The 24,960-nt window shown below is 40.8% G+C and carries 19 protein-coding genes; 6 read left to right on the top strand and 13 right to left on the bottom strand.

Translation table 11 applies throughout. From position 1 onward, the window contains the following. Positions 1–4 precede the first annotated feature (4 nt). The 9 genes from ACEQ81_RS03905 to ACEQ81_RS03865 form a co-directional block, all read right to left on the bottom strand. On the bottom strand, positions 5–1,288 hold the full coding sequence (locus ACEQ81_RS03905; protein WP_411029536.1) for an RNA polymerase sigma factor: 1,284 nt from the start codon (positions 1,286–1,288) through the stop codon (positions 5–7). Positions 1,289–1,450: 162 nt separating this feature from the next. Further along, complete coding sequence (locus tag ACEQ81_RS03900; RefSeq protein WP_411029535.1) at positions 1,451–1,798, bottom strand: YciI family protein; 348 nt, start codon at positions 1,796–1,798, stop codon at positions 1,451–1,453. 87 nt (positions 1,799–1,885) lie between these two features. Then, a complete protein-coding gene (locus ACEQ81_RS03895; protein WP_411029534.1) occupies positions 1,886–2,959 on the bottom strand; it encodes a PA0069 family radical SAM protein in 1,074 nt (357 codons plus the stop codon). An 88-nt stretch (positions 2,960–3,047) separates the two neighbouring features. Continuing rightward, positions 3,048–4,601 (bottom strand): hypothetical protein, encoded by a 1,554-nt coding sequence (locus ACEQ81_RS03890; protein ID WP_411029533.1) that lies wholly within the window; start codon positions 4,599–4,601, stop codon positions 3,048–3,050. A gap of 23 nt (positions 4,602–4,624) precedes the next feature. Further along, positions 4,625–5,407, bottom strand: coding sequence for an enoyl-CoA hydratase/isomerase family protein (locus ACEQ81_RS03885; RefSeq protein ID WP_411029532.1), 783 nt, complete (start codon positions 5,405–5,407; stop codon positions 4,625–4,627). Positions 5,408–5,427: 20 nt separating this feature from the next. After that, positions 5,428–6,861 carry an ATP-binding protein gene (locus ACEQ81_RS03880; protein ID WP_411030370.1) on the bottom strand — a complete coding sequence of 478 codons (1,434 nt, stop codon included), beginning with the start codon at positions 6,859–6,861 and terminating at the stop codon, positions 5,428–5,430. Between the two features lie 149 nt (positions 6,862–7,010). After that, entirely contained in the window at positions 7,011–7,565 is a 555-nt protein-coding gene (locus ACEQ81_RS03875) for a CopD family protein (protein WP_411029531.1), read from the bottom strand. A gap of 1 nt (position 7,566) precedes the next feature. After that, entirely contained in the window at positions 7,567–10,692 is a 3,126-nt protein-coding gene (locus ACEQ81_RS03870) for a glycosyl hydrolase (RefSeq protein WP_411029530.1), read from the bottom strand. Positions 10,693–10,755: 63 nt separating this feature from the next. Then, on the bottom strand, positions 10,756–13,890 hold the full coding sequence (locus tag ACEQ81_RS03865) for a VPS10 domain-containing protein (protein WP_411029529.1): 3,135 nt from the start codon (positions 13,888–13,890) through the stop codon (positions 10,756–10,758). Between the two features lie 315 nt (positions 13,891–14,205). Here ACEQ81_RS03865 and ACEQ81_RS03860 point away from each other — a divergent pair, with 315 nt between their 5' ends. Next, complete coding sequence (locus tag ACEQ81_RS03860) at positions 14,206–15,297, top strand: amidohydrolase family protein (RefSeq protein ID WP_411029528.1); 1,092 nt, start codon at positions 14,206–14,208, stop codon at positions 15,295–15,297. Positions 15,298–15,318: 21 nt separating this feature from the next. Here the strand turns inward: ACEQ81_RS03860 and ACEQ81_RS03855 are convergent, their stop codons facing one another. Both ACEQ81_RS03855 and hemH read right to left on the bottom strand, forming a co-directional pair. Then, positions 15,319–16,701: an MATE family efflux transporter gene (locus tag ACEQ81_RS03855; RefSeq protein WP_411029527.1), complete on the bottom strand. Its 1,383-nt coding sequence runs from the start codon at positions 16,699–16,701 to the stop codon at positions 15,319–15,321. Then, positions 16,701–17,732 carry a ferrochelatase gene (gene hemH, locus ACEQ81_RS03850; RefSeq protein ID WP_411029526.1) on the bottom strand — a complete coding sequence of 344 codons (1,032 nt, stop codon included), beginning with the start codon at positions 17,730–17,732 and terminating at the stop codon, positions 16,701–16,703. Before hemH ends, ACEQ81_RS03855 begins: the two co-directional genes overlap by 1 nt. Positions 17,733–17,996: 264 nt before the next feature. Here hemH and ACEQ81_RS03845 point away from each other — a divergent pair, with 264 nt between their 5' ends. Next, positions 17,997–19,244, top strand: a complete 1,248-nt coding sequence (locus ACEQ81_RS03845; protein WP_411029525.1) for a hypothetical protein — start codon at positions 17,997–17,999, stop codon at positions 19,242–19,244. Positions 19,245–19,252: 8 nt separating this feature from the next. Further along, on the top strand, positions 19,253–20,107 hold the full coding sequence (locus ACEQ81_RS03840; RefSeq protein WP_411029524.1) for an N-acetylmuramoyl-L-alanine amidase-like domain-containing protein: 855 nt from the start codon (positions 19,253–19,255) through the stop codon (positions 20,105–20,107). Between the two features lie 4 nt (positions 20,108–20,111). Here ACEQ81_RS03840 and ACEQ81_RS03835 read toward each other — a convergent pair whose 3' ends face one another. Together ACEQ81_RS03835 and ACEQ81_RS03830 are read right to left on the bottom strand one after the other, a co-directional pair. Beyond that, a complete protein-coding gene (locus tag ACEQ81_RS03835; protein WP_411029523.1) occupies positions 20,112–20,885 on the bottom strand; it encodes a ThuA domain-containing protein in 774 nt (257 codons plus the stop codon). An 87-nt stretch (positions 20,886–20,972) separates the two neighbouring features. After that, on the bottom strand, positions 20,973–21,863 hold the full coding sequence (locus tag ACEQ81_RS03830; protein WP_411029522.1) for a helix-turn-helix transcriptional regulator: 891 nt from the start codon (positions 21,861–21,863) through the stop codon (positions 20,973–20,975). Between the two features lie 201 nt (positions 21,864–22,064). On the opposite strand from ACEQ81_RS03830, the gene hemA reads away from it, so the two are divergent. From hemA to ACEQ81_RS03815, 3 genes are read left to right on the top strand one after another with little or no spacing between them, the layout of a single operon-like run. Further along, a complete protein-coding gene (hemA, locus tag ACEQ81_RS03825) occupies positions 22,065–23,321 on the top strand; it encodes a glutamyl-tRNA reductase (protein WP_411029521.1) in 1,257 nt (418 codons plus the stop codon). Further along, entirely contained in the window at positions 23,318–24,229 is a 912-nt protein-coding gene (gene hemC / locus ACEQ81_RS03820) for a hydroxymethylbilane synthase (protein WP_411029520.1), read from the top strand. Before hemA ends, hemC begins: the two co-directional genes overlap by 4 nt. A 30-nt stretch (positions 24,230–24,259) precedes the next feature. Beyond that, positions 24,260–24,949, top strand: coding sequence for a uroporphyrinogen-III synthase (locus ACEQ81_RS03815; protein WP_411029519.1), 690 nt, complete (start codon positions 24,260–24,262; stop codon positions 24,947–24,949). Positions 24,950–24,960: the final 11 nt, after the last annotated feature.

Here is a 24,960-nt window from a genome sequence, read left to right as displayed (position 1 = left end):
GAAATTAACTACTACGAGCTTGCAGTTGGTTCTTTTCAACACGGTGTAGCTTCTTTTGCAAGTGTTTTTTTTCGAGTTCATTTTTGGTAAGCCCTATTGCTTGTTTTAGAGCATCTTTTGCGGCTTCCCAATCTTGCAAACTGTATACTAATTCTGCCTTTATAGCATAATATAAACCGTTTGGAACCTCCGTGAGGTCCATATTTGAATTTTCCAATTCCAAAAGTGCCTTTTTTGCCCCATGAACCTTGTAATAGGGAACAACACGATTAAGCAATACTACGGGAGAGTATTGCCGTTGCAATTGAAGGTTATAAAGTCTTAAAATGTTTTTCCAATCCGTGGTTTCAAACGATTTGGCCATGCAATGATAATAAGACACTGCCGCTTCCAGATGATAATTGGACGGCTGGTTATCCAAAGTTCCCGAACTCTCTAAATGGTAAATGCCAATCTGTATCAATTCTTGAATATATTTTTTGCGATCTTGATGCTCTAGATCTACCAATTCCATGTTTTCGTCCAATCTGGCATCAAATCTGGAGGCATGAAAACACATTAAAGCGATTAAGGCATTTAAGTTTGGGTGCCTACAATGGGGGTTATCATATAAAATAAGCGCCAAGCGAATGGCCTCATAACAGATATCCCTTTTTATCATCTGGGAGCCCGATGTTGCCGCATACCCTTCGGAAAAAAGAAGGTATATTACGCGCATAACCACGAACAGTCTGGATTGAAGTCCCATTTCCACGGGTATATTCAGCGTTTCTACCTGATCTTTCAGCTTTTTCTTCGCCCGGGTAAACGCTTTGGCAATGGTTTCTTCTTTTTTTAGGAGGGCTTCCGCAATTTCCCTATTGTGAAAACCACCAATCAATTTTAAACTTAAAATAATCTGATATTCTTGTGAAAGTGAAGGATGACAGCAGGCAAAAACCATTTTTAATTGACTATCCGATATGGTAGTGTCTAACCGTACCGTATCCATTTCAGATTCATTGCCGGTAAAAAAAGGGGTGACATCTTCAGAAAAATTGATCTTCCTATCCCTCCTTAACTGATCTATTAAATGGTTGCTTGCCACTTTTAACAACCATGCCGTAGGGTTGTCTGGCACAGATTTATAGGCCCATACCTGCATGGCTTTTATCAATGTATCCTGAACAGAATCTTCTATTCGCTCTAGCATGGCAGTGCCAAACCTAAATGTAAGTGCAGCTATGACCTTTCCGTATTCGGTACGAAAAAGATGTTCAACAACGGTCTTTGGATCTTCTGAATTCAAAAAAGATGCATTAAAGGATAAGGTTGTCTAAATTATTCAAATGATATCGTCTGTCCCATCAAAATTATCATGTTCACTTGCCTTCTGCCACCCATTTTACAACAGGATATGCTTTATTGCATTTAGCATACCTTATCCTCTTATCCATAATCTCTTCATAGGCTATGGGTTCATTGATAAAATTTCTCGCACTTCGATATTGCCATCATAATCGAATATAGGGCACCCTTTGGAAATTTCCACGGCATGATCCATATCATTGGCGGTAACAATTAAATACCCGCCAACAACCTCCGCACCTTCCGCAAAAGGACCGTTGGTAACTATTTCTCCCCGGTTCTCCACCACTTTGCCTTCATCGGCCAAGGGAAGTCCGTCCAATAGCTGTCCTTTCTCCTGGAGTCCTCCCATCCATGTACCCCATACCTGCATATGGGCCTGTTTTTCTTCTTGGGAAAGGGCCGTGTACTTTTCATGACCTCCCCTAAATAAATACAAAAAATTACTCATCGTGTTTTTTTTTAAAAGTTAAACATTTTTTATTCTATTCTAAAGACGAGCGCATGCCCAAATTTTGGACAACCATCACAAATATGTTCAAAATAATCGTAGCTGTCCATCTTTATATTGTTCGTGCAGCGTAGTATTAAGACGAGGGAACGTCTTCCCTTTAAAATATCTAAGGCGTGCCAAATGGGCCATGGCATGGATCTGTTCCGCTATCTTGCCTTCCCCTGTTTGTCGTAATCCAAATCGGCTATCATTGAGGTTTCCATTGTGGCAAGAGGCTATTTGGTTCAGTACCTTATCTGCCCTATCTGGTAAAGCCTTCCTTATCCAATCCGTAAAAATTTGTCCAACAGCCCCGTTAAGTCTAACTATTGTAAATCCAAAAGAAAGCGCGCCGTTATCGGATACTGCTTTTGCCAAATTAAGAACTTCATTGCTGTTTATTCCGGGGATGATTGGGGCCAGCATAGCGTTGACAGGGATATTGTTCTCGGACAAAACCCGTATGGTATTGAGTCTTTTTTTGATGCTTGCCGTTCTGGGTTCCAATATACGCCGGGTTTCCTCGGAAAGTGAGGTAACCGATATATTTACACCTACAAGTTGGTCCTTATTAAGGTCCTTTAAAATTTCCAAATCTCTTAAAATCAATGAGTTTTTGGTGATAATCCCCACTGGGTGCCGGTATTTTAAAAACACCTTAAGGCATTCTCGTGTAATTCTGAACTTTTTTTCGGCAGGTTGGTAACAGTCCGTATTCCCAGAAAGCACAACAGTATCTGCAACCCAATTTTTGTTCTTTAGTTTCTCCTCTAGCAACAGGGCAGCGGACTTTTTTACCAAGATAACTCGCTCAAAATCCATGCCCGCACTATAACCCCAATACTCATGTGTATTTCTTGCGTAGCAGTAAATACATCCATGCTCGCACCCCTGATAGGTGTTCATGGAATAAGGCATTCCTAGATCTGGGCTGGTTACCTTGTTTACAATTGTTTTTGGAAAAACGGGTATGTATTGGGTTTTGTTGTTCTCCGACGCTTCGCCGGCTACTCTGCAGAATTCCAAAAAATCTTGGCGGACTTCATAAATGTGTTGCAAAAATTTGTTGGGCGTGTTTTTTTGGGCGCCACGACCTTTGCGGTAGGTATTTTTTTTCAATTTAATTGGATTTATTCCAAAAATATGGAATTATTCCAATTTATAGATATGATAAATGTTAATTATTCTAAGATAATCGTGTTGCGTACTAATTGATAATAACCTGTACCAGCTGTTTTTTAGACCCTCTTTTTGCGTAGAAAAGCATGTTATCTTCCGTTTCGTTCATCAAAGGTTTCGATACCATTAAGGGAAGTCTAACTTCTTTGTCGTCTATTATCTTTTTGTAACTCATATTCCCTTTTTTATCCAAGAGGATTACAAAAACGTTTCTATTTCTGCTTAGGCCTTGTTTAAAAACGATACGTTCATTATTAAGTTGTTGGGGGTTTTCCGCAGCACTGCTAATAAAGAAATACGTATTGTCTCCTTTGGTACAAGAACTGTATGATGCATAGGCACCATCGCCTTGGGTAACCTCGGACTTGTTAATGTTCCTTGCCCAGACCATATCACCGTTTGCATCCAACTTTGCACTTACAATATCATTATGATGATATCGGTTTATCCTAACTCTGCCGCCGCTTGAGTTTGACTGCATACTGCTGGTTACAAAATATTCCTCAGCATTAAAAAGAATAGCATTGTCCGATGTAAAGCTTAGATTTTTAAAAACCAAGTTCTTTACCTCTTTGTCGTATTCCTTTCCAAACTTGTCTGTCATGAACTGTTCTGAAAAGGGATTGTATTTTTTAGACTTTATGGCCAAGGTATTGGGATCTAATTCAAAATAACCCAGACCGTTGTACCTGTTGTCTTTTCTATCTGCATAAAACCCAACGCATAACAATTTGTTGTTGTGCAAAGTAGGCTTCAACGCTTCGGAAAACTTTCCTGGATCGTCAAAAGTCTGTGTTTTTACCCCTCCTTTGGAAATGGCTACCATTTCGTACTGAAACTTACGTTCCAAGGCACCAAACCTTTTCTTTTTGAAATACGCTTTACCAATAAGGTAGGCGTTCTGCAGGTTTTCTGAAACCTCAATATTTTCAAACGCATAATTTTTTTCCTCGGCAGCACTGGAAAAGTCCTGGGTGACCAGTTTTTGCAATGAGGCACTAAAAAGATGTATGTAATGTTGATTGTTCTTCCCTTTTTTAAAATGAGTGCTAATGGCAAAAGCCGATTTATCATCGCTCAATAATACCGTGGTGGTGAACCCAGAAGAGAAGTTACGGTTATAGTAGTTTTTGTCCAGCGGGTTTCTAACCGGTTGGGTAGGTATACTTAGTAAAGTTTCTTTGGCAAAATTTATTGCATCCAAAGGACTCCTATGCATGGTATACTTGTAGGCTTCTCCTAGGTAATCATAATCCAAAAAAAGCAGGTATAACTGACCGTTATGCACATAACCTTCTACCAAACGTGTGCCTTTCAGTTTGTAATTGTATTCCGATATTAGTTCTAGATCCTTGTTGTAGTGTTCTATAAGATACCCTTTTGGTTTTAGGATTATGCCCGTGTAATACGATCTTACCAAGACCGATCCACCATTGCCATCATCGTCTATGGCCAAAAGGTTGGAGTATTTATACCTATCGTTATAATTCTCTCCGACGCTATATTTTACCGGGATTTCTTGTGCCGTGGCCTGAAAAATAATAGCCAAAAAAAAGATTGGCAGTAGGGTTTTCCTGAACATTGTAAGTAGGGTTTGAGGTTATCCTATGCCCCGGGAAAATCAGCTTTTCGTTTTTCTAAAAAGGCGGTTGTACCTTCCTTAAAATCGGCAGTTCCAAAACAGTTTCCAAAAGCTTTGATCTCCTGGGCATATCCATTCTTATCATTCTTAAAACCCGCATTTATCGCTTTTATTGCATAAGAAATCGCAACTGGGGAATTATTCGATATCCTGCCTGCTATTTTTTTACACAGCGGAAGCAATTCTTCTTGAGCTACCACGTGGTTTACCAGTCCGTATTCCAAAGCGCGTTCCGAACTTATCATCCCAGCCGTCATAATAAGTTCCATGGCCCTACCCTTACCCACAAGTTGGGGCAGTCTTTGTGTACCTCCGTAACCGGGTATTACCCCTAAGGAAACCTCGGGAAGCCCCATTTTGGCGTTATCGCTGGCGACCCTAAAATGACAGGCCATAGCCAATTCCAAACCTCCGCCCAAGGCAAATCCATTAACTGCAGCTATAACCGGTTTAGACAGGTTTTCAATAAAATTAAAAAGCAAATCTTGGCCGTCTTGGGCTAATTGTTTGCCCTCCTTAACGGAGAAATCCGCAAACTCGGAAATATCGGCCCCTGCAACAAAAGCTTTATCACCACTACCGATAAGTATAATTACCGCTACGTCATGATCCTTGTCCAAATCATCGAACGCCTGGTGCAGTTCTGAAATTGTAGCTTTATTAAGTGCGTTCAGTTTATTTGGTCTATTGATCGTTAAGGTAGCCAAACTTCCTTCCCGGTCTATTAGTATATTTTTGTAACTCATGTTATATTTTCGTTTAATAGTTAGTCCTTAATATTGGCACGGGGAGGCTGTTCCTTGGGAAATCGTACAGTAAATACAGTGCCCTTTTTGGGTTGAGAGGTAAAATCTATGGTTCCCCTATAGGTTTCCACGATATTTTTTACCATACCTAGACCAAGGCCCATACCGCTTGTTTTTGTTGTGAATTTTGGCTCAAAAATCTTATCCTTAAAACCGTCCACGATTCCAATTCCATTGTCCGCAACCGAAATTTTAACGAAATCTTCCTCCTCTGTAACAGATACCAAAATTCTGGGCGACGCTACTTCCGGAACCGCCTGTATCGCATTTTTCACTAGATTGGTAACCACCCTTATCAACTGTGTCCGATCCAACTTTGCTATAATCTCGTCCTTCCCCGCTATGAAATGAATGTAATTCTCGTTAAATATATCCAAGGCCAACTTTACGATCTTTACCACGTTTAAAGTTTCGTTCTGTTGGGCCGGCATTTCAGCAAAATTTGAAAAGGCCGATGCAATACTGCTCATGGTATCGATCTGTTGAATAAGTGTTTTGGAATACTCTGCAACTTTTTTGCCAACATCGGGGTCGTTTGCATCAAATTTTCGCTCAAAACTTTGCACGCTTAAGCGCATGGGTGTTAGTGGGTTCTTTATCTCATGGGCCACTTGTTTGGCCATTTCGCGCCAGGCCTGTTCCCGCTCGCTTCGGGCCAGTTTGGCAGCGCTTTGTTCCAATTCGTCTATCATACCGTTATAGGAACTGATGAGCTTCGCTATTTCTTCACTGGCATCGTCGATAATAATTTTTTCGTTCCGTTTGGTAAGATCCGTCTGGTTTAATTTATCAGAAATGTTTTGAAGGGAACGCGTAATATATTTCGAAATAAAATAGGCCAGGGCAATGGCTATTACGAGCATTAAAAGATATACTCCGCCGAGCCTGAAAAGAAATTCGCGCAATTCCATATTGTTGAAGGAATTATCCTCAAAATACGGTAGATTTAGAATCCCAATTGGTTTAAATTTGGGGTCGGTGATATAGGTATAGGATGCCTGATACTTGTCTCCCGCAGCAGAATTTTCCTCCACATAACGTTTATCCGCACTTGCCGATAAATTATTGAGCACTTCTGCTGTAAGACAGATGGAAATGGAATCGTTCTGAAATTTTGGCCTAGAGCTTTTTATCAATTGCCCTTCCAAATCGTAGATATTGAAGTTTACATTTTGTACATCGGCTATCTGATATATCTCATCCTTAAAAATTAAAGCCAAATTTTCCGTAGTAGGGGGATATGTGGTCTTCTTAAGCGTATAGCTTACGCTTTGTTTGATCTGACCTTCCTTGCGCTCTAATCTTATCTGGTGATAATCTTTGGATTGCTCCCCGTACTGGTATATGGTAACTCCGGCAATAAGCACGGATGCTATGAAGACCAGCAAGATCATAGCGATAAAAATCCGGGAACGAAGCGATAATTTCTTAAACAAGGGTTAGTCTTTATTTGGCCTTAAAGATAGCAATTATCGCGCCAAAGCGTTAGCACAAAATACGGTTCAACTTTAACCTAATGCCTGTTCGTACATGTTACTTCCGCTTATTCCGGATCATCTGCCCTATTACGGATACGTTTGTATAGTTTGATACCCAACATTAAAAGTACGGCCAAGACAAATATGCCGATAACGCCAAAAATCCAATTGAACGCATTTTTAAGGACCACCAAAAAAACCACCGCAAAAAGAATTAATGTGGCGCCCTCGTTCCAGATTCGCATAAAATTAGAACTGTACCTTATATCGTCTTGTTGCAACTGCAAATAAATCTGATGTGTTTTAAGGTGATACAAAAACAACAAGGCCACGAACAGCAATTTTACATGCATCCAGGGTTGTTGTAACCATATTGGCTGCAATACCAGCAACCAAATGGCAAAGATTGTCGCCAAAATTGCGGAGGGCCATGTAATAATGTACCACAGGCGTTTTGCCATGGCCTTAAAAGCATTGCTCAGTATTTCCTTTTCCGGGGAAGCTTTTTCTGAAGCTTCTATATGGTTAATGAAGAGCCGGGGTACATAGAACAGCCCTGCAAACCAGGTTACAACAAAAATAAGGTGTAGTGCTTTTATATAATTATAATACTCTGTCACTTTATTTAATTTGAATAGCCCCGATACCTTCTTCCCATAACCTTTTGTTCAGTGTGGGAATGGCGGTATTGAAAAAAGTTTCCGCTCTTGCATTAAGCGTATTCCATTGTGCATCCAATTCTAGTTTTCTATCCTTATTGGCCTTGTTAACCCTTGGAATGGCACTATTGGTTTGATCTATCAGCATTAAATATTCTGCGGTAAATTTGTTTGGGAAATTCTCCACATCATCATAGGCTTTGGATTTTCTTTGAACCATATCCTTGTCCCATGCATCCAACTGGGCTATCAGTTCTTGGGCTTCCTTTTTTAATGTACTATCTTTTATTAAGCCCAAAACGTCTTCGACCTGCTGTTTTACGGCATGCAAGGTATTTACTTTTTTATGCATTGTTGTCACCTTTTTCGCCATTTCGGCCATAAACTTATCATATTCTTCATACTGTTTGTCTGACACTTCATAGTTGGGCATTGCCAAAACCTGCCCAATAGTATTTACCGTTTTGCCCGCTACATTTAGCTTTAAGGTATAGTTACCTGGTGATACTTTATGTCCACGGTAACTTGTTTCAATATAGGCTTCGGGTATACCTGGAACAATGGGATATTGTAAATCCCAAACAAAGCGGTTTAATCCTTCTTTTTTAGGCAACAAGGGCGCGGCAGGTGGGCCGCCGGCATATTTCTTAAACTCAGGGTCTTTTTCCGAGGTAAAGGTTCTTACAATGCGCCCGTTATCATCGGTGATATCCATAGTGATGGCTATAGAATCTGCCAATTTGGGAAGTTCGTAATAAATAACCATCCCGTTGGCGGGATTTACGCCAACAAAGGGGTCGGAGGTCTTTATTTTTTCAGAATTTGCACTCATTGAGCTATTCCAGGATCCGTTGAGCGCGGCCCCCGGTTTCAAAATAGTGAGTCCTTTTTCAGAGGGTTTGTATTGCGCCAACGCAGTTAAGTCATCCAATATCCAAAACGATCTGCCCGAGGTAGCCACTACCAAATTTCCATGGGCTATCTTTAAGTCGGTTATTGGAGTAACCGGTAAGTTTAGTTGTAGGGGTTCCCAAGTTTTTCCTCCGTTCCAAGAGGCATAAATTCCTTGTTCGGTACCTGCGAACAACAAATCCTTACGTGATTCATCCTCACGTACTACCCGCGTAAATGAACCATAAGGGATTCCTTCACTTATATTGTTCCAAGTTTTACCATAATCTGTTGTTTTATAGATTGCGGGTGTATAGTCGTTGAACTTGTATCTGGTGGTGGCAATATAGGCGGTGGCGGGGTCGTGCGGCGATATCTCAATAGCATTCACTAGGCATTCCTTAAGGCCTGCGGGGGTAACATTCTGCCAGTTGTTGCCGCCATCCTTGGTAATATGAACCAAACCGTCGTCACTCCCTGTCCAGAAAACTCCTTTTTCATGAGGAGATTCTAACATGTATGCAATGGTGCCATAATTTTCTGCCCCCACCGCTTCGTTGGTAAAAGGTCCTCCACCGTTACCTTGTTTATCATCCATGTTCCGGGTAAGGTCTGGGGAAACCTCTTCCCATGTTACTCCCATATCCCGGGTTCTAAGCACTAGTTGTGCACAATGGTAAAAGGTTCCAGGCTCGTGTTTGGACCAAATAATAGGGGCATTCCAGTTAAATAAATACTTCATATCCCTAGCTTGCCTGCCTAGATATTGAATGGGCGCTGCCATTATTTTTATCTCGGATTTGGCTTCCATATCCAACACTTCTATGGTACCCAGGTAACTCCCTCCAACAACCAGTCGGGGATTGTCCGGATCAAATGCCAGAAAAGCGCTTTCCCCACCTGCGGAATATGTCCAGTCTTGTTCAGAAATACTGCTTCTACCAACAGAAAGGCTTGCTATTTTTATAGAAGTATTGTCTTGTTGGCCCGCGTAGATGTTGTAAGGAAATAGATTGTCGGTATTGATACGATAAAACTGGGAGGTGGGCATTATATCTTGCGTAGACCATGTTTTCCCAAAGTTAAAGCTAATGGCCGCACCGCCATCATTTGCAATAACCATATTCTTGGAGTTATTGGGATTTATCCAAAGATCATGAAAGTCTCCATGAGTGCCAGATAAGGTTTCCCATGTTTTTCCGCCGTCTATAGACCGTAAGGCCGGGGCGCTCAAAACATACACGGTATGCTCATCGTTAGGATCCGTAAACACCTCGGTATAGTACCAAGCTCGTTGTGTTAGGCGGTTATCCCCACTTACTTTAGCCCAGGTATTTCCAGCATTCTCGGAAACAAAAAGACCTCCCTTGCCTTTGTCGGAGTCGCTCTCTACCAACGCATAGACCTTGTTGGAGTTGGCCGGACTAACGGATATGGCCATTTTTCCTTTTTCCTCTGGAAGGCCATCATGTATTTTAAACCAACTACTACCTCCATCAATAGATTTATACATTCCACTACCTTCTCCTCCACTAATTACTTTATGGGGTTTGCGCTGATGGTGCCACATGGCGGCATACATAATTTCAGGATAGTTGGCATCCATGGATAGTTCCGAACAGCCTGTTAAGTTGTTTACGAAAAGTACATTTTCCCAAGTAACTCCTCCATCTGTAGATTTATAGATGCCACGTTCCTTTGTTGGGCCGTACAATGCCCCTTGGGCAGCTACGTAAACAATATCCGGGTTTGTTGGATGTATTATGATTCTAGAGATATGTTGTGTTTTCTCCAAGCCCATTTTCTTCCAAGTTTTCCCCGCGTCGGTAGATTTGTATACTCCATCACCATAGGAAGTCATAACCCCCCTTGGCGCATGCTCGCCCATACCGCAATAAAGTATATTGGGATTTGAGGCCGATACGGAAACAGCGCCTACGGAGCCCGTTTCAAAATAACCATCGGAGATATTGTTCCATCGTTGACCGGCATCGCTTGTTTTCCAAAGCCCACCCCCAGTGATTCCCATGTAATAGGTAAGTGGGTCACCGATAACTCCGGAAGCGGTAACGGACCTACCACCCCGGAATGGGCCAATATTTCTATATTTCAACGGCTCAAAGTAAGCTTCGGCCGTTTGCGCGCTTAGGCTTGTCATTATGAATAATGTAACAAGCAGGGGTAAAACTCTTTTCATTGTATTGTTTTGATTGTTTTTGTTTCTTATGGATTCCTTTTTTGAGTTTCTGATCTCCTGGTTCTACTCAACAAACAAATAGTTTAATTGTAGTTTGTTGAAAGCGGAATTAAATGTTTTTATTTCTTCCTCTACCAATTTATCGAAAACCGTTAACTGTGCTTTAATTTTGGATACCAACTCATTTTTTACAGCGATGTCCTGATCTGTTGGTGGAAAATCGTCTAAAGTTACCAGACTGTTCAAATGGCCCAATTTATTGGTTAATCTGATAGGGAAATTTAAAGGATCTTGATTGCTTCTATTCTTAGTCTGATAAAGCGCTTTTTCCACAGCGCCAAAATCTTCCTTCATTTTATTGGCTTTTTCCACAAGCTCTTTGGTTTGTTCATTGTCCTTATACTGCTTTGTAAACGCATCTAACTGGGCGGTGATTTTTCTGATCTTTTTTATTGATTTGTGTGCACTGTCTACCGTGGCATTGATATCACTAACAAAATCGTATTGCTGCTGCATTTGTGCTGAGGATACCTCCGCCCTTGGGTCTGGCAAAATGGTAAATGATTGCGAAACCGATGTTCCGTTGGTGTTAAGATGCACCTTATACTCCCCCGGAACGGCCTTGGCACCTTGAAGATCTGCCCACCATAGGATCATTCCCTTTAATTCTTCGGCACCTTTGCCCCTTGTATCCCAAACAAAACTGTTACCCCCTTTTTTCACTTTCAGTTTTTTGTCCTTTTCCTTGGACGAGTTTTTAAAGATGGCCAAGGTATCTCCTGACATGGTGGAAAAGGTTAAGCTGATGCTATCTTTTTCAGAAACATCCTTAAGGTAAAAATGTGTTATAACTCCGTTTGGATGATTGGCCCCTTCTGTTTTGGAAGGCTCTTTTGCAGCTTCGCCTTTGGTCCTATAGGCATCTTTAGGTTTATAAAGCACCATATTGGTCTTGGTATTTGCTGTAGATAATTGATGTAATACCGTAAGGTCGTCTATAATCCATAGGCTTCTGCCCTGGGTGGCCACTATAAGGTTGTCGTCCTTTATTGTTAGGTCCGTTATAGGAACAATGGGTAGGTTTAATTGAAAAGGTTTCCAGTTAACGCCATCATTGAAAGAAACGTACATTCCGGTCTCAGTACCAGCATATAACAAGCCTTTTTGTTTGGGGTCTTCGCGTAGTGCGCGGGTAAAATGTTCGTTATTTATACCGTTCGTTATTTTCTTCCAGGTCTGCCCGTAATCCGTGGTTTTGTAGAGGTACGGCTGAAAGTCGCCCAACTTATATCTAGTTGCCGCTACATAACAGGTGCCTTCGTCAAATGCAGAAGGTTCTATGCTATTTATCATGCTCCATTCGGGTATGTTCGATGGAGTTACGTTGTCCCAATTTTGTCCTCCATCCTTAGAAACATGGATCAATCCGTCATCGCTACCAACCCATAACAACCCTTCCTTTAAAGGGCTTTCATTGGCTGCAAAAATTGTACAATAATATTCTACGCCTGTATTGTCTTGGGTAATGGGACCTCCACTGGAAACCAGTTTATCCGGATCATTTCGGGTAAGATCGCCACTTAGCAGTTTCCAACTTTGCCCTTCGTTCTCACTTACATGCACATGATTGGAAAATGTATATAATTTTTTGGGGTTGTGCTTGCTAAAGATAATGGGGAAATTCCATTGAAAACGATATTTCATTCCTTCCGCACCGTAGCCCATGGGGTTATCTGGCCAAACATTGATACCTCTTACAGTTCCGGTCTTATGATTTACCCGAGTGAGGAATCCGCCATAACTGCCTCCATAAACAATATCATTGTTTTTGGGATCCACTGCAATATGGGCAGACTCGCCACCCGCGGTTTCTTCCCAATCGTCTTCTCCAATACTATTGCCATCACTTCTATGTTTAATCCTAATGGTAGAGTTATCTTGTTGGGCCACATATATTCTGTAGGGAAAAGAATTGTCTGTGGTAACCCTGTAGAACTGCGCTGTTGGCTGATTGTAGTAGGTACTCCATGTTTTACCGCCATCGTAGGTTACCTGTGCACCCCCATCATCACCAATAATCATACGTTTTTGGTTTTCCGGTGAAATCCATAGATCATGATGGTCACCGTGTGGGGCATTAAAGGTATTAAAGCTCTTACCACCATCTGTGGATTTGTGATAGCGCACGTTTAGCACGTAAACGGTGTTTTCGTCCTCTGTATCCGCGTATACACGGGTGTAATACCACGCTCGCTGACGTAGTTTTCGTTCTTCATTTACCCGGGTCCATTTTTTACCTCCATCTTCACTTCTGTATAGCCCCCCTTTTTCTTTGTTTTCTACAATGGCCCATACGCGTTCGGAATTTTTGGGGGATACCGCTACTCCAATTATACCAAGGGTATCTTTAGGAAATCCTTCATTTTTTGAAATTTCCGTCCAATTTTCACCACTATCCGTACTTTTCCAAAGTGCGGAGCCATCGCCCCCACTACTTAAACTATAGGGTGTTCTTTTGGCTCGCCATGTGGAAGCATATAGTATTCTTGGGTTATTGGGGTCTAATACCAAATCCACAGCTCCTGCCTGATCGTTTACAAACAATGTCTTTCTCCAAGTTTGCCCACCATCGGTACTCTTATAAACTCCCCTATCTTGTGTTGGTTTGTATATATTGCCTAAAACAGCAGCATAGACGATATCCGGGTTGGAAGGATGTATTCGGATGCGTGGAATATGCCTGCTTTTTGCAAGACCGCTAGATTTCCATGTTTTACCCGCATCTTCGGTTTTCCATACCCCATATCCCGAAGATACATTTCCCCTCAGTGTTTTTTCGCCGCCACCTACATAAATAACATTGGGATCACTTTTTGCCACTTCTATGGCACCGACACTACCGCCAAAATAGCCATCCGAGATATTACCCCAGGTACGGCCGCCATCTATAGTTTTCCATATTCCACCTCCGGTGGCCCCAAAATAGAATAAATTAGGCTCGCCGGGAACTCCCGTAACCGCAGCTGAGCGACCACCACGAAACGGGCCTAGCTGCCTGTATTTTAAGCTGCTATAAAGTTCCTCTGCAAATTGTTCCGGGCTTGGATCGGTTTTCTTTCTTTTTTGTGCTTGTGTAGATAAGGGTAATAGGAAAATCATCAGCAAGAGTATGCCGATTTTGGATAAAAGTAATTTCATAATTTTTAATTCTAATTAGTCAAGCCTAATGTAAGCAAAAAGGATGTAATCTTAAGCCTTTTTCCAGTCCTTAATTAGGCTTTTTGTTTATTGTGATATCATTGATTTCCCAGTTGAAGCCCGAGAATAAAAAAAAGCAGGGTTCCTTAAAAAAGACACGTTCATTTTACTTAAGTTAATCCAACCCACAGGAGAGAGGGATACTAACAAATAAATTTGATATCTTTAAAAGTTCCCAAACGCTTTTCTGTCCTTCCATCTGTAGAAGTTGATACCTGCACAAAACAAAATTCGACAATGTCAAATACAAAAATCATGAGAAATATCATTTGTTTAATGTTCCTAACTGTTTGCTTAATAGCGTGCAAATCAAAATCGGAGCAAAAACCAATAACCGAAACTGAAAGTACTGCCCTTGTTGATGCTTCCATTAAGAAAATAGATGTTCATTCGCATTACGAATATTCTCGTACGTATTTCCCCGCGTTATTTCAGAAGTGGAATATGCAGTCGGTATTGGTAGATGTGGCCATCGAAGATACCGAGGGAATAGAAAGGAGCTGGGACGGGTATACAAAAAACGCTAAGGCAAATCCTAACCTTTTCTACCTCTGTTCTTCCCTGATAGGCAACGGGATAGATGCTTCGGATTTTGCCGAAAAAGCCATTGCCCAATTGGGACAGGAAATAGATTCGGGGGCGCTAATGGTAAAGGTTTGGAAAAATTTTGGGATGGTAACCAAAGACAATGCCGGTAATTTTATTCAGATAGATGATGCTAGGTTGCAGCCTATATGGGATTTTTTAAGTGAACGCAAAATCCCTGTTATGGCTCATATAGGAGAGCCGGTACAGGCGTGGAGACCGTTAGACGACCCTAACAACCCGCACTACGGATACTATAAAAACAATCCGCAATACCATGCGTATATGTTCCCGGACATCCCTACCTATGAAACCATCATTTCCGCAAGGGACCAATGGATTGAAAACAATCCCAGCCTCTCCGTGCTCTGTGCGCATATCGGAAGCATGTCGCATAATGTGGATATGGTGGCCGAGCGGTTAGACAAATACCCGAATATGCAAGTGGAATTGGCTGCAAGATTTGGTGATTTGGCAAGACAAGATTCCAAAAAAGTAGCTCAGTTCTTTGATAAGTACCAAGACAGAATATTGTTTGGTTCGGACTACGGCAATGGAAGCCAAGAAGATACCATGACCGAGGATGAACTTAAGGCCGAACAAGAAAATCTGGACACCAATTATCAAACCCTATGGGATTATCTTAGTGGCACGGATTCGCTAACGGTACGTGGACAAAAGACCAAAGGTCTAGGGCTTACATCGGATATTTTGAACAAAATTTATTATCAAAATACGGTCAATTTTTTAAGCCTGGAGTAGAAAGCTAGGCTTGTCTAGGCACTAAACCTTCATGAGCTTAGTCCTTACTTCCTTGCGAAGGTAATATCCGGTCACTAAGGTAGCCAGTATATCTGCTATAGGAAAGGAGATCCAAACACCCAGTTCTCCCAAAAAGTATGGTAAAATTATAACGAGTGGTATAAAAAAGAATCCCTGCCTGGTAAGGGTCAACAATAGCGCGGGAATGGCCTTTCCAACTGCCTGAAAATAAGCAGCTCCAATCAATTGTAATGCTATTATTGGAGTAGCGGCAAAAACCCAGCGCATAGCTGCCGGTGCATGCTCCAGAACAAAAATGTTCACCGCCAATTCTTTGGCGGGCAAATCGGTTCTACTACTTAAGAACAAGGACGCTATTTCTCCGGGGAAAACCATTAGGCCCACAAAAACCAAAGAGGCCATAATGGCCGCATATTTAATTGCTGTATTGATCGACTGCCTTACCCTGTTATATTTCCTAGCTCCATAATTAAACCCGGCGATGGGTAGAAAACCTTGGGTTACTCCAAAAACAGGAAAAAGGGCAAACATAAGCATGCGCCCTATTATGGCATATACGGCAACCATGGCTTCACCACCAAGATCGAACAAAATATTGTTCATCAATAAATAGGTGATACTGGTTACGGCCTGTCTGGCGAGGGTAACAAACCCCAAGGATCCTATTTCCTTCAGAATAGTACCTTTCATTCCAAAATGATGAAACTTCAATTTCAGTTCGGAGTTTTTAGAAAGAAAGAACCAAACGATATACGATAGGCAAAGAAGATATCCAATGGTAGTTGCCCAAGCGGCACCATGCATACCCCAATCCAACACATAAATGAAGAGGTAGTCCATGAACAGGTTACCCACTGAAGGAATTATCATGGCGATCATGGCAAACTTGGGTTTTCCTTCTGCCCTTATCACGGTATTGCCCATCATGCATAAGGCTAAAAAGGGCACTCCGTACAAAACTATGGTATAGTAAATTTTTGCGGGTCCAAAGATGGCACCTTTGCCTCCAAAGGCCGGAATTAAAGAATCCACATAATACAGCCCCAAAACCACCATGGAAACAGTAACCAGGAGGGTAAGTGTTATTTGATTGCCAAAGGTTTTAAGGGCCCTTTCCTTATTTTCTGCCCCCAAAGCTCTGGAAATAATGCTAGATCCCCCAATACCTATGGCCATACCCAGGGCGGCAATGAAAAAAGAGACAGGGAGTACAACATTAATGGCAGCTATGGCAATAGAACCGATCCAATTGCCTACAAAAATAGAATCTACAAGTACATTTAGGGACATTACCAAAATGCCTATAGAAGCAGGTACCGCCTGTTTAACGAGCAGTTTTCCAATGGGCTCCGAACCTAATTGTTCAGCGGAGACCTTGCCCATTAACTTGGTAAGGTTGCATTAAGGTTCCAGTTAGAGATCCAGTTTACCATTACCTTTACCCAGGCGTCGTCGTCATTTAAACATGCTATATGTTTATAGGCCTCGCCACCGGCTTCTTCAAATTGGGCCTTTCCTTCCATGGCAATCTCTTCCAACGTCTCTAAACAATCTGCCACAAAAGCTGGTGTAATCACTGCTAAACGCTTTTTCCCTTCCGCCGCCAATCGATCAAACTCATAATCTGTGTAAGGCTTTAGCCAAGGGTCACCTGCCAAACGCGATTGAAATGAAGAACTTACTTTTTCTTCGGGCAATCCTAAATACGACTTTACCATTTCCGTGGTATCATACACTTGGTGCCTGTAACATGTATTATGGGCCACGGAATTTATACTACAGCAACTACCGTCTATCTTACAGTGAAACTTGGTAGGATCCGATTTTCGTATATGCCGCTCAGGAATTCCATGATACGAGAACAAAATATGATCGTAGTCAAAATCTTTTAGTTCCGCAGCTATTTTGTTGGAAAGTACTTTTATATAATCTTCATTTTTGTAGAATGCCGGTAAGGTGGTAATCCGCATTTCGGGGAAGTGTTTTTCTTTCTCTTCCATGGTCTTAACCACAACAGTCTCATAAGAAGACATGGCATAATGCGGGTATAGCGGTACCAGCAAAACATCATCTACCCCCTTTTCTTTTAATTCTTGAAGTGCTTTTTTTATGGACATGGAACCGTAACGCATTCCAAGTGCTATCGGTAAATTTATCTGCTCTTGCACCTTTTCTTTAAAACGTTCCGAAATTACGATCAACGGAGAACCTTCGTCCCACCAAATCTTTTTGTAGGCCTGCGCGGATTTTTTAGGTCTTGTCTGCAATATTATGCCACGCACCAATACGTTTCGCAACCAATTGGGCACATCTATTACCCGTTCGTCCATTAAAAATTCGTCCAAATAAGGTTTTACTGCTTTGGGAGTTGGACTATCGGGAGAGCCAAGATTTACCAATAAAATTCCTTTCATTCTTTATGGAATATTTTTTAGTTTCTTTTGCGCATAAAAGTACTACTTGTGGTCTAATTATGTTACTATTAGTTGAATACTTTTTTGATGCCATCATAAGGAATATCAATGTAACCGCAACTGCGGGCCAAGCATTAAACAGTCAATTTTGAAGTGCCATTTTCTCATCAATGAACCGATTTCTTTTAATATTATCGTTTTAATTTTACAAACTGAAAGAAAAGTAGTATATAGTGCTGCCTAAAAAATCTAGAACAACTATATATGAAATGTCCCTACTTCTTTTTGCTCCCTTTTCTTTGTTTGTTTATTATAAGTTGCTCCAAAGACGAGGAAAGTTCCTCCAAAGACGAGGAAAAAACTTCTGACGACCCAAAATCTGAAGTCTATTTTACGGTAAAAACGGCTTGTGAAGACGATTCTTCCGCAATGGACAATTGGATAATAGTACATGGGGAGGATGGTCAATTATTAGATTATAAGACCTACGAAACGGAGGAGGTCCTAACCTTTGAAACCAGCGAAGAGGAAATACCCGCAAAGTTTACGGTAACCACTTTAGAGGTTAGGGAAATCCAAGGGTTCCCTTCACATATACTAGAGTCTGTAACGGAGGTAACCAAGGGAAGTATTTGGGACAATACTTGCACCGTATCTCCTGAGCCTATATCCAACCCAACACTTGGCAAATTTAATTTAAGCGTTAACAATGTTCCCTTCCAACCTGTTTTTTATGGTTTCAATATCTCTGACGGTATTGGAATATCTGATGCAAGATTTAATACTGTTTCCAATGGAGGATTTACCGATTTTGAAGAGCAAATTGATATTAAGCAAAATGGAGACGATTATTTAATTTCAATCTTTGACGGCAATGGCGATTTTAAGTACCACTTTTTGGACGAGTACACCAATGGAGCCAACATTTCCTTGGACTATAGCGAATTTGCCTCTTATGATAGTTATCTTGAATTTGATGTGCCACCATATGAAAGGCTATTTTTTACAACTACAGGTTATGAAGATAATTCGGAAAAACAATATACCATGTACACCGTCCTAGCTCCAGGGTTTTATTCCAATCCAGTGGATATTTTAAAACCTGGCTATCTGGATCGGTTTTCTACATATAATATAATTTTGATAATAGACGTACTAGACGGTTATACGTATTCCTATACTCATTTGGGACCTAAACCCGAAGCAATCAATATTCCTGAAAAACCCATGTTTACCATTCAGAATACGGATATCCATAATTTTGAGTTTTCTACTGACTTGGAGGATTATATCTCTAAAAGCATAGGCTGGAGTTACAGTGCCGAAGACCCAATATCCGATGGCACAAATACCTATTGGTCTGTTAGGTCCGTAAAAGGATATAACCCCGTAATAGGCGATTTACCAGAAGATCTTTTACAAAAATATCCTCAGATCCATATACAGGATCTAAAATATAAGCACAGTGTCTTCCGTTTAAATGAAGAAGAGAGTATCGATTTTAATGATTAAATAGTTGTATGAAATTTTCCTTGGGCAACCTTGCACTTTGCGTTTTGTTATGGATTAATAGCACTAACGGTCAGCAACTCATATGCTCTGCCCAGGATAAGGAAGCTTTTGTATCCAAAGTGTCGGAAACTAGTAATCTCCTTAGACCTAATTTTGGCGAGACTTTGGTTTTAATCGGAAAAACATTCTTAAAAACTCCTTATGTGGCCAAAACTTTGGAAGTGGGCAAGACCGAATCCTTGGTCATTAACCTACAGGGTTTGGATTGTACCACCTATATAGAAAATATACTTGCTTTTGGGCTTATGTTAAAAAGCGGGAAAAAGGACTTTGATTCGTATATAGCGTTTTTGGAAAAGTTGCGTTATAGAGCCGGAAAATTGGATGGTTATCCTTCCCGACTTCATTATTTCACCGATTGGATAGCCGATAACGGGCAAAAAGGACTGGTAAAAGATGTTACTGCCGAAGTGGGCGGTAATGAAGTTTTTAAGAAAATAAACTTTATGAGCACGCATCGCAACTTATATCCCTTTCTTAAGGATAACGATGAAAATTATGACGAGATCCGTCAAACGGAACAGCGATTAAACCAGCAACCAATCTGCATTTTGGCACAAGATCAAATTGAAACCAATGAACATTTGCTGAAGACCGGGGATATCATAGCTTTAACTACTTCCATTAAAGGATTGGACATAACCCATACAGGTATGGCCACGCGGGAAAGTGATGGTCGCATTCATTTACTACATGCCTCATCTTCTTCTGGCGAAGTTGAAGTTTCAGAATTACCATTAGCCAATTACCTAAAACAAATAAAGCACAATACGGGAATTATGGTGGCCAGACCAATGCCCTAAACCATTATCTGCCCAGACAGTAGGTTATTCCACCCAATAAATGTGCTTTAAACGCAGGTTCATCAAAAGATTCTTTTGTGTGTCCGCCCCCAGTATAAAAAATGCGGCTAGCTCCAATTTCCTGATACCATGCAATTGGATGGTTTTCCCCATTGGTACCTCCTTCATAGGAACTCTCGTCTAAATTTATAAGAACTTTTATGTTTGGGTTAATCTCTTTATAGTTATACCATTCGTCTGCACGCACCCACGTATCTTCTAGATGGGAAGTGGACGGATGATCTTTGTCCAATACCTGCATTTTGGCCTCCCTTACATTGGGGTCATTGGGATGGCTATCAAAGTATGCTCCAACTAGTTTCCCATACCAAGACCATTCATATTCGGTATCACAAGCCGCGTGTATCCCCATAAAATTACCTCCTGCATCTATAAAACCCTCAAAGGCCTGCTCCTGTTCAAGGCCTAAGACATCAAGTGTGGTACTAAGAAAAATAACCAATTTGTAATTTTTAAGGTTTTCGGAATTAAACTCTAGGGAATCTTCGGTATGTGTAATTTCAAAATTTTCCATGGCGCCCAACTCCTTAAGGGTAGCCACTCCTTTTTCTATGGATTTATGCCGCCAGCCAGCGGTTTTGGTAAAAACCAAAATCTTATCGGGCTCAATTGTTTCTAGATTGTCCTCCGACGTTTTCTCTTTTTTAGGTTCTTGTTTACAGTTACTTACTGCAATAGATAACAGTAGCAAAAGGACGATTCTAAAGGGTAGTTTCATTAAATTATTATGTATTGGTACGTCTAAATATCGAAATTTTGATTGAAATAAGGCGTGTTTGATTTAAAAGTTTGAATGATGTATTGCCTAACCAGCGGCCAAGGACATTAAATATTTTTTAGGGGTGGTACCATATTTCTTTTTAAAGGCCGAAATAAAATGGCTAGCTGTGCTATATCCTACTTTTAAGCCAACTTCGTTTACATTGTGCTTTCCTGTCTCTAGCATCTTACGGGCATAGTCCATCTTATAATCAAATAAAAAACTAAATACCGAATCCCCGTAGATTTGCTTAAATCCTTCTTTAAGTTTTTTAAGGCTAAGCCCTATCTCCTCGGAAAGTTCTACAAGGGTTGGCGGTTCTGCCATGCGGGAAATCATTATTTCCTTAGCCTGCCGAATGCGCCTTACATTATCCTCATCTACCAAAAAAGGACATTGTTCCATATCGGCATCCTCGTTTTTATTAAAATAGAGGGAAATAAGTTCATAGACCTTGCCCCGTATATAGAGCTCCTTAATGGAAGGATGCAGGTTGTAGTTCATCACCTGACTGAGGACAACGGCAATTGCCGGACTGACCCCTTCTTGCGAATAGTACTTCTTCTCTTTATTGTCCGTACTTAAAAAAGGAATGTAGTTTGCTTCTTTTGAAAATAAAGAATGGAACTTTCTAATGGTCATTATTACCGAAACAAGCCAAGAATTGGCGTTCAACTCCAAATTCATGGGTAAATCCAATTGGGTATTATACAACAACAGCGAGTTTTCCTCTGATACGTCCAAGGCGTAACGCCCATCATTAAAAATAAACTTGGCCCTTCCTTTTAAACAGAAGTGAAACTGAATAAATGAGCTATCGATCTCTCTACTTACCCTTTGATTATCAGCACTGTCGTTCTGAATTTTAAGCACATAGAAACCATCTTCTATCAACACTTCCTCAAAGGAACCTTTAGCGACATTTTTTGTGTTCATATTTCGATTTTTATATTCATTTCTATTTAGAGTCGTTCTAAATAAAAGCGCCCCGAAAGACTGTCAACACACAAATTTACTATTTTAAGCGCAAGTAATTGCATTGGAATAGCATCTAAACTTATATCGACACAATTTATTCCTCTAGCGTTATTTTTATTGATACTATGAAATTACATTTGTTTTGATTCTTATGAATGCATGAAAGATTACCATATTTCTAAACACAACTCTTTTTACACCATAGGCCTTAACTACAAAAAGGCGGATGCTGTGGTCCGCGGAAAGTTTAGCCTAAGCGAGACCGCCATAGACAATTTATTGGCCCAAGCTGTTCTCAACGACATTGATGGGCTCTTGGTTACCTCTACCTGCAACCGCACGGAGTTACATGGTTTTGCCCAACACCCTTTTCAGCTCATTAAATTGTTGTGCGATAATACCAGAGGTACCGTAGAAGAGTTTCAAAAAGTTGCTTACGTATACAAAAACAAGGAGGCCATAAGCCATTTGTTTAGAGTGGGTACTGGTTTGGATAGTCAGATTTTAGGCGACTTTGAAATTATAAGTCAGTTGAAACAGAGTTTTTACCGCTCCAAAAAGCATGGATTGGCCAATCCTTTTCTAGAGCGTCTGTGCAATGCCGTTCTAAGGGCCAGCAAACGGATAAAGAACGAGACCGAACTGTCTTCAGGGGCAACATCGGTAGCCTTCGCCTCCGTACAATACATTCTTAAAAACGTACCCAATATTTCCGACAAGAACATATTGCTGTTCGGAACGGGGAAGATTGGAAGAAACACTTGCGAAAATCTTATAAAACACACCAAGAATTCGCACATTACACTTATCAATAGAACCAAAGGGAGAGCCGAAAAGGTAGCCGGAAAATTTAACCTCGTCGTTAAGGACTATGGGGATTTGCAAACAGAAATAAGAAAAACCGATGTGCTCATTGTAGCAACCAGTGCACAAGCCCCTACAATCTCTAAGGAGTTGGTATATCCCAAAAAACCCTTGTTGATCTTAGACCTTTCTATTCCAAAAAATGTTTCGGAAGATGTTTCGGAATTGGAAAACGTAACGTCCATACATCTAGATCACCTTTCGCAAATGACAGATGAGACTTTGGAGCGTAGAAAACAGTATATTCCGGAAGCGGAAACCATTATTGATGAATCCAAGGACGATTTTATAAAATGGCTCGAAACCCGAAAATTTGCCCCAGTAATAAAAGCGCTGAAAAAGAAGCTGAACACCATAAAGGAAGAAGAGCTCGATTTTCAAAGTAAAAAAACTTCCGAGTTCGATCCTGAACATGCCGATATTATCTCCGATCGCATTATACAGAAAATTACCAAGCAATTTGCCAATCATCTTAAGGAAACGGACATTGATGCCGACACCAGTTTGGCGCTTATCCAGAGGGTGTTTCAATTAGAAGTAGATTCCAAATGAACAGGATAATACGCATTGGCACCCGCGATAGTGAATTGGCGCTATGGCAAGCAAACCATGTAAAAAACAAATTGGCAAAACTTGGACAGGAAGCCGTGCTGGCACCTATAAAATCGCAAGGCGACCTTGTTTTGGACAAGCCCCTATACGAATTGGGCATAACCGGCATCTTTACAAAGACCTTAGATGTTGCAATGCTTAAGGGTGATATAGACATTGCCGTACATTCCTTAAAAGATGTTCCTACCCTCTTGCCCAAAGGAATTGTGCAGGCTGCCGTACTTAAGCGTGCCAATGTGCACGATATACTGGTCCATAAAGGTCTAGATTTTCTATCGGATGAAGGAACAGTGGCTACTGGCAGCTTACGACGAAAGGCACAATGGCTGCACAAATATCCCAAACATAAGCTAGTAGATTTAAGGGGCAACGTAAATACCCGACTACAAAAACTTGTAGACAACCCTTGGAACGGTGCAATTTTCGCCAAGGCAGGCTTGGAGCGAATAAACCTTTTGCCAAAAGAAATGGTTCTACTAGATTGGATGTTACCGGCACCCGCCCAAGGCGCAATGATGATCGCCGCCATGGAAACCGATACTTACTGCAAACAGGTGCTAACAGCTTTAAACGATGACGAAACCGAGTTATGTACAACCATAGAACGCGATTTTTTAAGAACTCTGGAAGGTGGTTGCACAGCTCCCATTGCCGCATTGGCAACAATTACCCACCATACCATAAAATTTGAAGGAGCGCTTTTTTCATTAGACGGTAAAAAAAAGGTGACGATTAAAAAAGATGTCCCCATAAATAATGCTCACGGGTTTGGTAAAATATGCGCTAGAGAGGTATTGGCCAAGGGTGGTAAGGAATTGATGTTCACCATTAAAAAAGAAATGCAATAATTTACATGTTAACCAGGAGTCCAAGCTGCTATGAAAACAGTACTGTCCACAAAAATATTATCTCCTTCCCAAAAGCAATTGCTTCTAAATGCAGGCCTGGGTTTTGTGGAATATAATGCCATAAAAATTATCCCCATCGACTTTGAAATAACCCACAGTGCGGATAACTTCATTTTTACCAGTAAAAATGCCGTTAAGGCTTTTCTAAAAAAGAAAACAGGGGAAGTGCACCCCTCATTTGAAAAAACAAGGCCAAAGATTCCCAATATTTTTTGCGTGGGCGAAAACACCCGGGCTCTTCTAGAAGAAAATGGACTAAAAGTGGTTAAAAATGCTGAAAATGCGTCAAAATTGGGCGAAATGATAGCAAAAAAACATAAAAACGAGTCTTTTCTGTTTTTTTGTGGAAATAGAAAAAGAAAGGAATTACCAACCATTTTAGCAAAAAATGGTATTACATTCAAAGAAATAGAAGTTTACAACACCGAGCTAAATCCAAAAAAATTTGACCGTTCTTTTAACGGAGTTCTTTTTTTTAGTCCAAGCGCAGTAGAGAGTTATACGGAAGTCAATCAATTAAACAACATCGCCGCCTTCTGCATAGGAAACACCACCGCAGAGGAGGCCAAAATACATACAAACAATATCATTATTGCCAATAAACCCACCATAGAAAATACCTTGGTACAAGTAGTAAAGTTTTTAAACCCACATAAATAAATTCCTCGACC

This window comes from Spongiimicrobium sp. 3-5 (assembly GCF_046557915.1).
Lineage (GTDB): Bacteria > Bacteroidota > Bacteroidia > Flavobacteriales > Flavobacteriaceae > JBHEBG01.
The sequence above is the reverse complement of the archived record's forward strand: the minus strand, read 5'-3'. Positions and strand labels throughout refer to the sequence as shown.

Bases quoted from the DNA above. Each gene is read 5' to 3' on its own strand.
- ACEQ81_RS03900 (WP_411029535.1), bottom strand. From the start codon at position 1,798: ATGAGTAATTTTTTGTATTTATTTAGGGGAGGTCATGAAAAGTACACG.
- ACEQ81_RS03890 (WP_411029533.1), bottom strand. From the start codon at position 4,601: ATGTTCAGGAAAACCCTACTGCCAATCTTTTTTTTGGCTATTATTTTT.
- ACEQ81_RS03885 (WP_411029532.1), bottom strand. From the start codon at position 5,407: ATGAGTTACAAAAATATACTAATAGACCGGGAAGGAAGTTTGGCTACC.
- ACEQ81_RS03880 (WP_411030370.1), bottom strand. From the start codon at position 6,861: ATGATCTTGCTGGTCTTCATAGCATCCGTGCTTATTGCCGGAGTTACC.
- ACEQ81_RS03870 (WP_411029530.1), bottom strand. From the start codon at position 10,692: ATGAAAAGAGTTTTACCCCTGCTTGTTACATTATTCATAATGACAAGC.
- ACEQ81_RS03865 (WP_411029529.1), bottom strand. From the start codon at position 13,890: ATGAAATTACTTTTATCCAAAATCGGCATACTCTTGCTGATGATTTTC.
- ACEQ81_RS03860 (WP_411029528.1), top strand. From the start codon at position 14,206: ATGAGAAATATCATTTGTTTAATGTTCCTAACTGTTTGCTTAATAGCG.
- ACEQ81_RS03855 (WP_411029527.1), bottom strand. From the start codon at position 16,701: ATGGGCAAGGTCTCCGCTGAACAATTAGGTTCGGAGCCCATTGGAAAA.
- hemH (WP_411029526.1), bottom strand. From the start codon at position 17,732: ATGAAAGGAATTTTATTGGTAAATCTTGGCTCTCCCGATAGTCCAACT.
- ACEQ81_RS03845 (WP_411029525.1), top strand. From the start codon at position 17,997: ATGAAATGTCCCTACTTCTTTTTGCTCCCTTTTCTTTGTTTGTTTATT.
- ACEQ81_RS03840 (WP_411029524.1), top strand. From the start codon at position 19,253: ATGAAATTTTCCTTGGGCAACCTTGCACTTTGCGTTTTGTTATGGATT.
- ACEQ81_RS03835 (WP_411029523.1), bottom strand. From the start codon at position 20,885: ATGAAACTACCCTTTAGAATCGTCCTTTTGCTACTGTTATCTATTGCA.
- ACEQ81_RS03830 (WP_411029522.1), bottom strand. From the start codon at position 21,863: ATGAACACAAAAAATGTCGCTAAAGGTTCCTTTGAGGAAGTGTTGATA.
- hemA (WP_411029521.1), top strand. From the start codon at position 22,065: ATGAAAGATTACCATATTTCTAAACACAACTCTTTTTACACCATAGGC.
- hemC (WP_411029520.1), top strand. From the start codon at position 23,318: ATGAACAGGATAATACGCATTGGCACCCGCGATAGTGAATTGGCGCTA.
- ACEQ81_RS03815 (WP_411029519.1), top strand. From the start codon at position 24,260: ATGAAAACAGTACTGTCCACAAAAATATTATCTCCTTCCCAAAAGCAA.